This is a genomic window from Pseudomonas sp. WS 5079, from assembly GCF_012985465.1.
Classification (GTDB): domain Bacteria; phylum Pseudomonadota; class Gammaproteobacteria; order Pseudomonadales; family Pseudomonadaceae; genus Aquipseudomonas.
Map to the genome: position 1 here is coordinate 38,349 of NZ_JAAQWN010000001.1, position 12,473 is coordinate 50,821.

Here is a 12,473-nt window from a genome sequence, read left to right on the forward strand (position 1 = left end):
TGGGGGCGCGTAAGTTGTTGCAGGTCAGTGCCGAACCCCATAAAGCGTGCTAAAAAGGATATGGCCCTTTGAAATCAGGGGATGCTGGGTTTTCTCCGGTGCCGTTGGGGCCGCTTGTTTGAACATGGGCGGAACTAACGCCGACATTTTTTCTCTATGTTGACATCGCAACGCCAGCAGCGCCCATTGTAAGGTGGCTGCGGCCTGATTAGACTGCGCCGAATTTCGTACGCACAGCCCTTATTAAGGACTTATATGATCAAGAAATGCTTGTTCCCAGCAGCCGGTTACGGCACTCGCTTCCTGCCAGCGACCAAGGCCATGCCTAAAGAAATGCTGCCGGTGGTAAACAAGCCACTGATCCAGTACGGCGTCGAAGAGGCACTGGATGCCGGCCTGAACGAAATCTCCATCGTCACCGGTCGTGGCAAGCGCGCCCTGGAAGACCACTTTGACATCAGCTATGAACTGGAAAACCAGATCAAGGGCACCGACAAGGAAAAATACCTGGTCGGTATCCGCAAGCTGCTCGACGAGTGCTCGTTTTCCTACACCCGTCAAACCCAGATGAAAGGTCTTGGTCATGCCATCCTCACCGGTCGCCCGCTGATCGGTGACGAACCGTTTGCCGTGGTCCTGGCGGACGACCTGTGCGTGAACCTGGAAGGCGACGGCGTCTTGACCCAGATGGTCAAGCTGTACCAGAAATACCGCTGCACCATCGTTGCAGTGCAGGAAGTCGATCCTTCGGAAACCAACAAGTACGGCGTGATCGCTGGCGACGATATTGGCGATGGCCTGATCCGTGTGCGCGACATGGTCGAGAAGCCAGCGCCGGAAGATGCCCCGTCGAACCTGGCGATCATCGGTCGCTACATCCTGACCCCGGATATCTTCAAGCTGATCGAAGAAACCGAGCCAGGCAAGGGCGGCGAAATCCAGATCACCGACGCATTGTTGAAGCAGGCCAAGGACGGTTGCGTCATTGCCTACAAGTTCAAGGGTCGTCGTTTTGACTGCGGTGGCGCCGAAGGCTACATCGAGGCGACCAACTTCTGCTACGAGCACTTCTACAAGACTGGCAAGGCTTACTGATTAAGCATGGCCTGTTGAGTCTCAAGAAAGCCACCTTCGGGTGGCTTTCTGGTTTTTTGGGTACAAGCGGGTATCCTGATGCCCTGCCGAGGAGAGTGAAATGGCCTACGATTTTGATCTTTATGTAATTGGCGCCGGTTCCGGTGGCGTTCGGGCGGCACGCTTTGCCGCAGGGTTTGGCGCGAAGGTCGCCGTGGCGGAAAGCCGCTACCTGGGCGGGACGTGTGTGAATGTGGGCTGTGTGCCGAAAAAGCTGCTGGTCTATGGCGCGCACTTTGCCGAAGACTTCGAGCAGGCCAGCGGTTTTGGCTGGTCCCTGGGCGAGGCGGACTTTGATTGGGCGACGCTGATAGCCAACAAGGACCGCGAGATCAATCGCCTCAATGGCATCTACCGCAACCTGCTGGTCAACAGTGGCGTGACCCTTCACGAAGGCCACGCGCGCCTGACCGGGGCGCACGAGGTCGAGATCAATGGAGAGCGCTTCACCGCCAAGAATATCTTGATCGCCACTGGCGGCTGGCCGCAGATTCCCGAGATTCCGGGGCACGAGCACGCTATTGGCTCCAATGAGGCGTTCTTCCTTAAAGAGCTGCCCAAGCGTGTGCTGGTGGTGGGCGGCGGTTATATTGCGGTGGAGTTTGCCGGGATTTTCCATGGCCTGGGCGCACAGACATCGCTGCTGTATCGCGGCGATCTGTTCCTGCGTGGCTTCGATGGTGCGGTGCGCAAGCATTTGCAGGAAGAACTGACCAAGCGCGGCCTGGACCTGCAATTCAACGCCGATATCGCGCGTATCGACAAACAGGCCGGTGGCAGCCTCAAGGCCACCCTGAAGGACGGTCGTGTGTTGGAGGCCGATTGCGTGTTCTACGCCACCGGGCGGCGCCCGATGTTGGATAACCTGGGCCTGGAGCACACCGGGGTCAAGCTGGACGAGCGTGGTTTTGTCGCGGTCGACGACCTGTACCAGACCGCCGAGCCTTCGATCCTGGCCATTGGCGACGTGATCGGTCGCGTGCAGTTGACGCCTGTGGCATTGGCCGAAGGCATGGCCGTGGCGCGTCGCCTGTTCAAGCCGGAGCAATACCGCCCGGTAGACTACGCGATGATCCCGACGGCGGTGTTCAGCCTGCCGAACATCGGCACCGTAGGCTTGAGCGAAGAGCAGGCTAGGGCCGATGGGCATAACGTGCAGATCTTCGAAAGCCGCTTCCGGCCGATGAAGTTGACCCTGACCGAGTGCCAGGAGCGCACCCTGATGAAGCTGGTGGTCGATGCCGACACCGACAAGGTGTTGGGTTGCCACATGGTCGGGCCGGATGCGGGCGAGATCGTCCAGGGCCTGGCGATCGCCCTCAAGGCGGGGGCGACCAAGCAGCATTTCGACGAGACCATCGGCGTGCATCCTACGGCGGCGGAAGAATTCGTCACCATGCGCACGCCAGTGGCTGGCTGATCAGGCCTGGGCCGCTGCCTCTGGCGTCGTTGCAACGACGGCAGCCAGGCGCAGCGCCTCGATGGTGGCCTGGGCCTTGATCAGGTCCAGTTCCACGGCTTTGTAGCTGTGCTGTTGCTCGGCCAGTGCCTCCTGGCGTGACTGGCTGTCCAGCACCGCTACCCGCAGGCGCTCCTGGAGCAGGGTGCGTTCGCTGTCGATCACGCTCACCTGTTCGCTCAGCTTGAGTTGCTGGGCCTGAGCCTTGCGGCTTTGCTCCTGCAGGGCAGCCAATTCCTTCGCCGTAACCCGGTGTTCAATCAATAGCCGCTCATTGTCGCGATGCAGTTGGGTGATCTCGTCCTGGCGCACCAGGGCGCTCTGTTGTGCCTGGCGTAATTCAGCCTGCAGTTGTTGCAACTGGCCTTCGTGACGGCGCTGCTCCTGCTCGCGCTGATCCTTGATGGCATTGCGATAGTGCTCAAGGGCATCGCGGGCGTGCAGGTGCTTTTCTTCCAGCGAACGAATCTGTTCGTCCTTGTCCGAGAGCCGTAGCTCGTAGTCGCTGCACGCCTGGCTAAGCCCGGCGTTACGGGTTTGCTCGGTCTGCAGGCTGGTGCTGGCGGTTTGCAGCGCGGCGCTTTCTTCGGCGAGGGCGGTGCCCTGGATATCAAATTGCTGCTGGAGTTGGCTGTGTGCGGCTTCAAGCGCTTCTACCTGGGCGAGCAGGGCGCTTTTTTGCTGTTCGAACTGGGCCAGGGCCAGGTCGATGGGCTCCTGGGCTTTCTCTTTCAGGCGCTGGGCCAGGCGTGTCACCAGTTCGCCGAGCTCGTCGTCGATGGGGGCTTCGGTGATGGTGAGGCGGGTTTCGCTCTCGTCGAGCTCTTTTAAATAGCGGTGAATGGTGGTTTTCGAGCCGGTATTACCCATTTCGATGCGCACCGCATCAATGCTGGGGTTTTCGCCGCGGGCGAGAATTGCCAGGCGTGCCGTCTGAACTACTGCTTTGTTGATGCCACCGCGAGCCATAGGGTCTCCGTCGATTTGATACTGTGGTATGTATTATGTATATACATACTATATCACGAATTAAAACGCGTTGAAATTCACCATTTAACAGATGGGATATTGGCGTATTATCCCGTGTCATGACTTGCCGGACCCTCTCCGGGCGCAGTCCCCGTACACCAACCTCTGTAGGAGCCGGCTTGCCGGCGATCGCGGCATGAGTGAACTAGATCGATACCTGAACGCCGCCACCCGCGATAACACCCGTCGCAGCTATCGCGCTGCCATCGAGCACTTTGAGGTGAGTTGGGGCGGCTTCCTGCCTGCCACCAGCGACAGCGTGGCCCGATACCTGGTGGCCTATGCCGGGATGCTCGCGGTCAATACGCTGAAACTGCGGCTCTCGGCGCTGGCGCAATGGCACACCAGCCAGGGTTTTCCCGATCCGACCAAGGCGCCGGTGGTGCGCAAGGTGCTCAAGGGCATTCGCGCCTTGCACCCGGCCCAGGAAAAACAGGCCGAACCCTTGCAGCTCCAGCATCTGGAGCAGGTGGTCGGCTGGCTTGAGCGCGATGCCGAGCAGGCGCGGGCAGAGGGCGATCGACCGCGCTGGCTGCGTGCCAAGCGCGACACGGCCTTGATCCTGCTGGGCTTTTGGCGCGGCTTTCGCAGTGATGAGCTGTGCCGTTTGCAGATCGAGCATGTCCAGGCGGTACCAGGCGCGGGCATCACCCTGTACCTGCCGCGCAGCAAGAGCGACCGCGAGAACCTCGGCCAGACCTATCAAACCCCGGCGCTGCTGCGCCTGTGCCCGGTACAGGCCTATAGCGAATGGCTGAGTGCCTCGGCCCTGGTGCGCGGCCCGCTGTTTCGCGGGATCGATCGCTGGGGCAACCTGGGTGAGGAGGGGTTGCATGCCAACAGCGTGATCCCGCTGCTGCGCCAGGCCCTCGGGCGGGCCGGCATTGCCGCCGAGCAATACACCAGCCACTCCCTGCGCCGTGGCTTTGCCACCTGGGCCCATCGCAGCGGCTGGGATTTGAAGTCGCTGATGACGTATGTCGGCTGGAAGGACATGAAGTCAGCCATGCGCTATGTTGAAGCGACGCCCTTTCTTGGCATGACTCAGGCCCGCGACCCGCTGCTTTAAGATTTCTTCTATTAATACAGCTGGTTGATAGCCAAAACCAATCGCAAGCATCAGGTTTGCCAATGAGCCATCGGCGATGAGACTGGGTAGGATTCACCCATCAACTTACTAACCCCTGACGGAGAGTCAACGATGCCTATCATCAACAGCCAAGTAAAACCGTTCAAAGCCACCGCTTACAAAAACGGCAACTTCGTAGACGTGTCGGACGCTGACCTGAAAGGCAAGTGGTCTGTCGTGTTCTTCTACCCAGCCGACTTCACTTTCGTCTGCCCAACCGAACTGGAAGACCTGGCTGACAACTACGCCGAATTCCAGAAACTGGGCGTCGAGATCTACAGCGTGTCCACCGACACCCACTTTGCCCACGCTGCCTGGCACAACACCTCGCCAGCCATCGGCAAGATCCAGTACACCATGATTGGCGATCCGACCCTGACCATCTCCCGCAACTTCGACGTGCTGATCGAAGAAGCTGGCCTGGCAGACCGTGGCACCTTCGTGATCAACCCTGAAGGCCAGATCAAGATCGTTGAGCTGAACGACGGCGGTGTTGGTCGTGACGCTTCCGAACTGCTGCGCAAAATCAAGGCGGCCCAGTACGTTGCTGCCCACCCAGGCGAAGTGTGCCCAGCCAAGTGGAAAGAAGGCGAGGCTACCCTGGCTCCGTCCCTGGACCTGGTCGGCAAGATCTAAGTCTGTGAAGTATCAAGGGCGGATTGCCGCACCTTAAGTAAGCCGCACCGCCCTCAAAAACGCCCGGGCGAGATTCGCTCGGGCGTTTTTTTTTACCGAATTGATTTGAAATAGGAAATCGCCCGTATGTTGGACGCCAATCTTAAAGCTCAGTTGAAGTCATACCTGGAACGGGTCACCCAGCCGATCGAGATCGTCGCCTCCCTCGACGACGGTGCGAAATCCCAGGAAATGCTTGCCCTTTTGCAGGACGTAACCAGTCTCACCACGCTGATTAGCCTGAAAACCGATGGCAATGACGCGCGCAAGCCATCGTTCTCCATCAACCGCCCGGGTGCCGATATCAGCCTGCGTTTTGCCGGCATCCCCATGGGTCATGAATTCACTTCGTTGGTGCTGGCCCTGCTGCAAGTCGGTGGCCACCCGTCGAAGGCCAGTGTCGAAGTGATTGAGCAGATTCGCAGCCTTAAAGGCGAGTTCAGCTTCGAGACTTACTTCTCGCTGTCCTGCCAGAACTGCCCGGACGTGGTCCAGGCGCTGAACCTGATGGCTGTGCTCAACCCGAACATCCGCCACGTCGCTATCGACGGCGCACTGTTCCAGGCTGAAGTCGACGAGCGCCAGGTCATGGCAGTGCCCAGCGTCTACCTCAACGGTGTGAACTTCGGCCAGGGCCGCATGGGCCTGGAAGAAATTCTCGCCAAGCTCGACACCAGCGGTATCGAAAAAGCGGCCGAGAAAATCAGCGCCAAGGACGCCTTTGATGTACTCGTCGTCGGTGGTGGCCCGGCAGGTTCTGCCGCGGCTATCTACGCCGCGCGTAAAGGTATCCGCACGGGGGTGGCCGCCGAGCGTTTTGGTGGGCAAGTGCTGGACACCATGTCCATCGAGAACTTTATCTCGGTACAGGAAACCGAAGGCCCGAAACTGGCCAGCGCCCTGGAAGCCCACGTGCGTCAGTACGACGTGGACATCATGAACCTACAGCGCGCCAGCAGCCTGATCCCGGCGAAAAATCCCGGTGAGCTGCACGAAATTCGCTTCGAGAGCGGGGCGACCCTCAAGTCCAAGACCGTGATCCTGGCCACCGGTGCGCGCTGGCGCGAAATGGGCGTGCCGGGCGAGCAGGAGTACAAGGCCAAGGGTGTGTGTTTCTGCCCACACTGCGATGGCCCGCTGTTCAAGGGTAAGCGCGTGGCGGTGATCGGCGGCGGTAACTCCGGTGTTGAAGCGGCCATCGACCTGGCCGGTATTGTCAGCCATGTCACGTTGCTCGAGTTCGACAGCAAGTTGCGCGCCGACGCGGTATTGCAACGCAAGCTCTACAGCCTGCCGAACGTTGATGTGATCACCAGTGCGCTGACCAGCGAGGTCAAGGGTGATGGCCAGAAAGTCACCGGCCTGGCCTACAAGGACCGCGATACTGGCGAGTTCAAGACCATCGACCTGGAAGGCATCTTTGTGCAGATCGGTTTGCTGCCCAATACCGATTGGCTCAAGGGCACGGTGGAGTTGTCGCCCCGTGGCGAGATCATTGTCGATGCCCGTGGCGAGACGTCACTGCCAGGCGTGTTTGCCGCAGGTGACGTGACTACGGTGCCGTACAAGCAGATCGTGATTGCGGTGGGCGAGGGCGCCAAGGCTTCCTTGAGTGCTTTTGATCACCTGATCCGAGCGTAAGGCCTGAAACTAAAAAACCCATGAGAGATCATGGGTTTTTTGTGGCCGTTGCTTTTGTGGGCGCTGGTTTGCCTGCGGTGCAGGCAAACACCACGGTGATACCCTCCTGCTGGGGCATCAAGCCGGTTTACAGCGGTGCTGGCTGGATGATCTCAACCCAGTACGCGTCCGGGTCCTTGATAAACGCCAGGCTTTTCATGCGCCCATCCGTCAGGCGCTTCTGGAAGTCACAGCCCAACGCTTCAAACCGCTCGCAGGCCGCCACGATATCCGGCACCGAAATGCAGATATGGCCAAACCCGCGCGGGTCGGTGTTGCCATTGTGGTAGGCAAAGTCGGCATCGTTCTCGGTGCCGTGGTTGTGGGTCAGTTCCAGGATGCCCGGGATCGACTTCATCCACTGGGTACGTGCGGCGGCATCGGCTGGGATCTGCGCCTTGTCGACCAGGGCGAGGAAGTACAGGCTGAATTCGGCTTCCGGGAAGTCGCGCTTCTCAACCAGGGAAAAACCCAAGACGCGGGTGTAGAAGTCCAACGACTTGGTGATGTCCTTGACCCGCAGCATGGTGTGGTTGAACACGAAGTTCGCAGTGGCGGTGTCGGGTTGGGCGGTGACGCCCGGGAAGGTGTTCAATTCGTGCAGGCTCATGGGCCCTCCAGAAAAAAATGGGGCAGACGCGGCTCGTGACTTGAGCGGTCCTTTGGCTTGCGGCTGACAGGCATCCGTGCAGCCGGGCCATGATACGCAAGCCGCGCCAGCCACGCCAAATGAAAAAGCTGACACGGGCCTTGCGACTATCCTACGTGCAGGCTCAAACTTTGCGGCTTGAACTCCGAGTGTTTTTTGCAATGAGCCGACTGAACAAACCGCTGTTGAGCACCGTGTGCCTGATCTTGGCCAGTACTGCTGTGCTGGCGGCAGATCCCGAGATTCACTGGCCCAGCGGCTGGCAGGTGGAGGAAGTGGTGGCGGATGCCGATGCACCGGCCACACCGTCGCCGGTATCTCGCCAACGTGCGATAAAGAACAACGAAAACGGCGAGACACAGATGGTCATGGAGCTGACGGGCACCCCGATCGAGCCTGGGCATGTGGTCAATCTGCAAGGTGTGCTGCTGGAAATGCGCAAGTCCATCCAGAAGGACTTTGCCCGCAGTGGTTATCAAAGTGTCTGCAACAAGATGCACCCGACTACCTTGAGTCATCTTGAGGCCCTGGAAACTACCTGCGTGATTACCGAGAATGGTCGGCATGTGCTCTCGCAAACACTGATAGGCGCTGTTGATGCGAATAAGGCCTATGTTTTTTCATACGCCGGGCAAGCTCAAGCCTATGAGTCGAGCAAGGAAGAAGTCAGTGAGGTACGTGCAAGCCTGAAACTTTGATGGGCGATGGCTAGATGCCTGACATGGCGCAGTTACAAAAAAACACATAACTATAAGGGCGCAGCGTACAGCCACTGGTCGGTGAATTTGTACCAAGTGGAATGTGTTTAGAAGTCCACGTTCCAAAGCCACGGGCCGCGAAATCGCAGTGCACAAACAAAAAAGCCCCGCATCTGCGAGGCTTTTTATTAGTGCGCCGGTATTAGCCGCGCAACCAGGAATCTACAGTGGCTGCGCCATACTGTTCTTTCCAGGCCTTCAGGCCGCGGTGGTTGCCGCCCTTGGTTTCAATCAGTTCGCCAGTGTGTGGGTTGTGATACACCTTGACCACGCGTGCGCGGCGGGTTTTAGGTGCGGCTGCCGCTTGGATTCCCGATTTGCCCGGGTTTGGATCAAGGATGGAGATGATGTCACGCAGGCTCTTGCCGTAGGTTTTCATCAGCCCTTGAAGCTTTTCTTCAAATTCGATTTCTTTCTTCAAGCCAGCATCGTTCTTCAGGGATTCCAGCTGGGCGAGCTGCTCTTGAAGGGCTTTTTCTGCGGCACGAAATTCGGCGAGTCTGGACAAAATATTTACTCCAATAGTGTATTTGGCTGATACCAACTGTAAACAAAGCTATAAGCCAAGAGCCTCAGCATGACTCGGTAAAAGTGGCTCTCCTGCCGATTCAGCACAGGCAGGAAAAATTGTAGTAGTTAATGAGCCACGAGTAAATCATGTCCTTTGTATAAATAACAATATTTCATGATGATGCTAGATCGATATTCAAGCACCACGCAAAGACTTAATGAATGCGTCAAAAGGCACTGGGCGGCCAAACAGGTAACCTTGCAAAAAGTCCACGCCTTGCGCTGCCAGATAATCGCATTGCTCTTGGGTTTCCACGCCTTCGGCGACGATGCCCAAGTCAAGCTTGCCCGATAACTCGATGATGCTATCGAGTATATGCCGCGATAAAGCATCGGCCCCGATCATTGCCACAAAGCTTTGATCAATCTTCAAGTAGTCAACATTGAAGTTGCGCAAATAACCCAGGCTGGAGTGGCCGGTGCCGAAGTCATCAATGGCGATCATCACCCCCAGTTCGTGCAGGGCCTGGAACAGCTGGCGGGTCACGTCGGTGGGCTCGATCAGTTCGCGTTCGGTCAGCTCCAGGGTCAACAGGACTTGCCCGGGCTGGAAGGCCGCGAGAAATTCCCGACAGTCCTGCACCAACTCCAGGTCCTGGCAGTGCCGGGCGGTGATATTGATCCCCACATGGAAATTACCGCCCAGGCGATCGGCATGGGGTGCAAGCTGTGTGGCCACCTGGCGCATCAATGCCCGGGTCATGGGCACAATCAGCCCTGAATGCTCGGCCAGGGGAATAAACAGGTCCGGGCGAACCAGGCCTTCTTTTGGATGCTTCCAGCGCATCAGCACTTCACAGCCGGCCCATTGCAGGTTGTCACCGCGCACCACCGGTTGGTAATAGGGCACGAATTCATTGGCGCCCAGCGCCCGCTGCAGTTCATGGGTCGGTGCGCTGGAGCGCTTTTGCAGCCAGTGCGCGAGCACGCCGGCCAATACGCCGAAAAACACCAGCAGGCTGAACAGTGGCGGGTAGCGGGCTTGCATGTAACGCCAGACTTCCCCTTCGGGCATGCCGGCCTCCACGCTGTAGGCGTAACGCTGGGAGTCGAGGTGGTGATGGGCCACGGCAAACACCGGTAGCGCAGTGTCGCGCACTTTGCCGTCGCTACCCAGCCAATTGGGCCCGACCTGCAATACCAGGTCGGCATAACGGCTGATCAGGCGCAGGGCGTTTGTCAGGTGGTAACCGTCAATCGAGGCAAACGCCGCTTTGTCGCCGTCCACCAGCCGATAAACCAACAAGGCGGTATCGGGGGTGACGGGGTTGCCCTTCATCAGCCACAGGCGACCATTGACGTAATCGTCTGGGTTGACCGGTGACACATAGTCGCCGCCAAACAAAGAGCTGCAATAAATGGACTTTTTAAACGACAGGGTGGTTGCGCGGACAAAGGGGCGCCGGGTGACTTGCTCGCGCAGCGCCAGTTTTGCCGCATTGTCACAGTCCTGGCCCGCCAGCGGCAGTAGGTCCTGGGCGGCGAGGGCGGTGTTGTCGAGCATCAGGTCGAATTGGCGCACGGCCTCGATAGCCGTCTGCGCGGTGCTGTTTTCCAGGGTGCGCTGGGCCTGCAGGTACAGGATCACCACCCCTAGCAGAATCGGCAGCATGCCGCACAGGACCGTGATCAAGTAGCGGGCGGCGCGCTTGCGCGGGCCTTTGATGGTGAGTGGCATTTACGCGGCCTGTAGCAGAATGAGGGAGGGGCCTGGCAACGGCTACAGGCGAGGCGTCAGATACACGAATGAAATGATAGTTGCCCTATGGAAATAAGCACTTTAAACGCGTTGACCTAGCTACTTGGCCAGTTGTGCGTGTTTTTCAACCTTGCCAAACTTTGCAACATATTTTGACGAGGAAAAGCTGATTGGTCTATTGCGTTATTGCCTGGATCAATGCTTGTCAAAAAAACTGCAGCCCCATATAGACGCTGCATTCAAAAACCAACTCTTTCGCGTCATCAAGCCCAAATTGCGCGGGCGGGCTTATGCCTGCGTGGCGTTTGAGCGGGGCTCGATCTAACACATAGGAACACGTGCGTAATGAAAAATAATGTCCTGGCCATTGCCCTGCTGCTTGCTTGTGGTTTCGTCATACCTACGGCCTCTGCTGCCGACGGCACCATCACCCTGACCGGCGAAATCACCGGCACCACCTGCACCATCAGCGGTGGAACCGGCGGTGCCCCAGGCTCCGGGGCGAACTTCCCGGTAGTCCTCGACAAGGTCCAGGCCAGCGCCCTGTCCACGGCGGGGGCAACCGCCAGCTCCAAACCGTTCTTTATCTACGTGGGCGGCGGCGCCAGTTGCGCAGATGCGACCAAAGTGGCGGTGCTGTATGAGAGCACCAGCCCGGCCATCAACCCGGCCACGGGCAATTTGCGCAATACCGCGCCCAAGACTGCGGCGGCCAAAGTGGAAGTGCAAATTGTCGACGGTGCAACCCAAAGGCCCATGGATTTGCGCAGCGGCCACGCCTCGACCACGGCCACGGTCACCGGCGGGCTGGCGACCATGCCCTTTGCGGCACGTTATATCGCCACCGGCGGCGCGGCGGGAGTCGGGCTGGTGACTACGGCGGTGCAGTACTCGGTGATCTTTCCCTGATCGCCTGAAAAACCGAGGGTACGCAGCATGGGTTGCCTATCACGCCTAAAGGTTGCGCTGTGCCTGTGCCTGGCCTTCGCGCAGGCACAGGCCGGGGTGATCCTAAGTGGTACACGCCAGGTCTACGCCGAGGTGCGCAGGGAAATCACCGTACAGGTGCGCAACGATGATCAACAGGCCGCACGCCTGGTGCAGGTGTGGATGGACGACGGTGATGCACGGCAGTTGGCGGAACACAGTGAGGTACCGTTCAGTATCAGCCCGCCGGTGTTTCGCCTGGACCCGGGCAAGAGCCAGTCCATACGCCTGGCCTATACCCGGGAGCCGCTGGCCGGGGACAGGGAGTCGCTGTTCTGGCTCAACGTGCTGGAGGTGCCGCCCCAGGCCCAACCGGCGCAAACCGAGGCCGAGGAGGAGCGCCAGAACCAGCTGCGGTTTGCCTTTCGCATTCGCACCAAGGTGTTTTTCCGGCCCCGGGGCCTGGCGGGCAACGCCCATGATGCGCCGGGGCAACTGACCTGGACCTTGCATACCGGCAAGCCGGCGGTGCTGCGGGTAACCAACCCGTCGCCCTTCCATGTGACATTCCATGAGGTCGCGCTGGTGATGGGTGGCCAAGCGGTGCCCACCGAACAGCAAGGCATGGTCGCGCCCTATGCCAGCCTCGACCTTGCCCTGCCTCCTCTGGTGCAGACGGTGCCCGCCGACGCCCGGGTGCAATTCCAGTACATCGACGATTTCGGTGGTTTCTCCGTGCCGCGCTGGGCGCCTCTTTAGTAACG

Annotated in this window: 12 protein-coding genes; 8 read left to right on the top strand and 4 right to left on the bottom strand. The window is 59.0% G+C overall.

Annotated features, from left to right (window positions below):
- Nucleotides 1–255: 255 nt before the first annotated feature.
- Together galU and gorA are read left to right on the top strand one after the other, a co-directional pair.
- Nucleotides 256–1,095 carry a UTP--glucose-1-phosphate uridylyltransferase GalU gene (galU, locus tag HBO05_RS00225; RefSeq protein ID WP_029294645.1) on the top strand — a complete coding sequence of 280 codons (840 nt, stop codon included), beginning with the start codon at nucleotides 256–258 and terminating at the stop codon, nucleotides 1,093–1,095.
- 100 nt (nucleotides 1,096–1,195) lie between these two features.
- On the top strand, nucleotides 1,196–2,554 hold the full coding sequence (gene gorA / locus HBO05_RS00230) for a glutathione-disulfide reductase (protein WP_172311135.1): 1,359 nt from the start codon (nucleotides 1,196–1,198) through the stop codon (nucleotides 2,552–2,554).
- On the opposite strand, the gene HBO05_RS00235 is transcribed toward gorA, so the two are convergent.
- Nucleotides 2,555–3,562 (bottom strand): DNA-binding protein, encoded by a 1,008-nt coding sequence (locus HBO05_RS00235; RefSeq protein WP_170058064.1) that lies wholly within the window; start codon nucleotides 3,560–3,562, stop codon nucleotides 2,555–2,557.
- A gap of 196 nt (nucleotides 3,563–3,758) precedes the next feature.
- On the opposite strand from HBO05_RS00235, the gene HBO05_RS00240 reads away from it, so the two are divergent.
- The 3 genes from HBO05_RS00240 (at nucleotide 3,759) to ahpF (ending at nucleotide 7,067) form a co-directional block, all read left to right on the top strand.
- A complete protein-coding gene (locus tag HBO05_RS00240) occupies nucleotides 3,759–4,691 on the top strand; it encodes a site-specific integrase (protein WP_172311137.1) in 933 nt (310 codons plus the stop codon).
- Nucleotides 4,692–4,823: 132 nt separating this feature from the next.
- Nucleotides 4,824–5,387 (top strand): alkyl hydroperoxide reductase subunit C, encoded by a 564-nt coding sequence (gene ahpC, locus HBO05_RS00245; RefSeq protein WP_010210361.1) that lies wholly within the window; start codon nucleotides 4,824–4,826, stop codon nucleotides 5,385–5,387.
- A 126-nt stretch (nucleotides 5,388–5,513) separates the two neighbouring features.
- On the top strand, nucleotides 5,514–7,067 hold the full coding sequence (gene ahpF, locus HBO05_RS00250) for an alkyl hydroperoxide reductase subunit F (RefSeq protein WP_169955836.1): 1,554 nt from the start codon (nucleotides 5,514–5,516) through the stop codon (nucleotides 7,065–7,067).
- Between the two features lie 127 nt (nucleotides 7,068–7,194).
- On the opposite strand, the gene gloA is transcribed toward ahpF, so the two are convergent.
- The gene (gene gloA / locus HBO05_RS00255; protein WP_169955837.1) at nucleotides 7,195–7,716 is read right to left on the bottom strand and encodes a lactoylglutathione lyase; all 522 of its coding nucleotides are present in this window, start codon (nucleotides 7,714–7,716) and stop codon (nucleotides 7,195–7,197) included.
- A 200-nt stretch (nucleotides 7,717–7,916) separates the two neighbouring features.
- On the opposite strand from gloA, the gene HBO05_RS00260 reads away from it, so the two are divergent.
- The gene (locus HBO05_RS00260; RefSeq protein ID WP_262376899.1) at nucleotides 7,917–8,453 is read left to right on the top strand and encodes a DUF4946 domain-containing protein; all 537 of its coding nucleotides are present in this window, start codon (nucleotides 7,917–7,919) and stop codon (nucleotides 8,451–8,453) included.
- Nucleotides 8,454–8,655: 202 nt separating this feature from the next.
- On the opposite strand, the gene HBO05_RS00265 is transcribed toward HBO05_RS00260, so the two are convergent.
- A complete protein-coding gene (locus tag HBO05_RS00265; protein ID WP_038441053.1) occupies nucleotides 8,656–9,021 on the bottom strand; it encodes a histone-like nucleoid-structuring protein, MvaT/MvaU family in 366 nt (121 codons plus the stop codon).
- A 198-nt stretch (nucleotides 9,022–9,219) separates the two neighbouring features.
- Nucleotides 9,220–10,761: an EAL domain-containing protein gene (locus HBO05_RS00270; protein WP_169955839.1), complete on the bottom strand. Its 1,542-nt coding sequence runs from the start codon at nucleotides 10,759–10,761 to the stop codon at nucleotides 9,220–9,222.
- A 366-nt stretch (nucleotides 10,762–11,127) separates the two neighbouring features.
- Here HBO05_RS00270 and HBO05_RS00275 point away from each other — a divergent pair, with 366 nt between their 5' ends.
- Nucleotides 11,128–11,691, top strand: coding sequence for a fimbrial protein (locus HBO05_RS00275; protein WP_169955840.1), 564 nt, complete (start codon nucleotides 11,128–11,130; stop codon nucleotides 11,689–11,691).
- 27 nt (nucleotides 11,692–11,718) lie between these two features.
- Entirely contained in the window at nucleotides 11,719–12,468 is a 750-nt protein-coding gene (locus HBO05_RS00280; RefSeq protein WP_172311139.1) for a fimbria/pilus periplasmic chaperone, read from the top strand.
- The last annotated feature ends 5 nt before the right edge of the window (nucleotides 12,469–12,473 follow it).

Coding starts and splice junctions, on each gene's coding strand:
- HBO05_RS00275 (WP_169955840.1), top strand. CDS start 11,128: ATGAAAAATAATGTCCTGGCCATTGCCCTGCTGCTTGCTTGTGGTTTC.
- ahpC (WP_010210361.1), top strand. CDS start 4,824: ATGCCTATCATCAACAGCCAAGTAAAACCGTTCAAAGCCACCGCTTAC.
- gloA (WP_169955837.1), bottom strand. CDS start 7,716: ATGAGCCTGCACGAATTGAACACCTTCCCGGGCGTCACCGCCCAACCC.
- HBO05_RS00270 (WP_169955839.1), bottom strand. CDS start 10,761: ATGCCACTCACCATCAAAGGCCCGCGCAAGCGCGCCGCCCGCTACTTG.
- HBO05_RS00280 (WP_172311139.1), top strand. CDS start 11,719: ATGGGTTGCCTATCACGCCTAAAGGTTGCGCTGTGCCTGTGCCTGGCC.
- HBO05_RS00235 (WP_170058064.1), bottom strand. CDS start 3,562: ATGGCTCGCGGTGGCATCAACAAAGCAGTAGTTCAGACGGCACGCCTG.
- HBO05_RS00260 (WP_262376899.1), top strand. CDS start 7,917: ATGAGCCGACTGAACAAACCGCTGTTGAGCACCGTGTGCCTGATCTTG.
- gorA (WP_172311135.1), top strand. CDS start 1,196: ATGGCCTACGATTTTGATCTTTATGTAATTGGCGCCGGTTCCGGTGGC.
- HBO05_RS00240 (WP_172311137.1), top strand. CDS start 3,759: ATGAGTGAACTAGATCGATACCTGAACGCCGCCACCCGCGATAACACC.
- ahpF (WP_169955836.1), top strand. CDS start 5,514: ATGTTGGACGCCAATCTTAAAGCTCAGTTGAAGTCATACCTGGAACGG.
- galU (WP_029294645.1), top strand. CDS start 256: ATGATCAAGAAATGCTTGTTCCCAGCAGCCGGTTACGGCACTCGCTTC.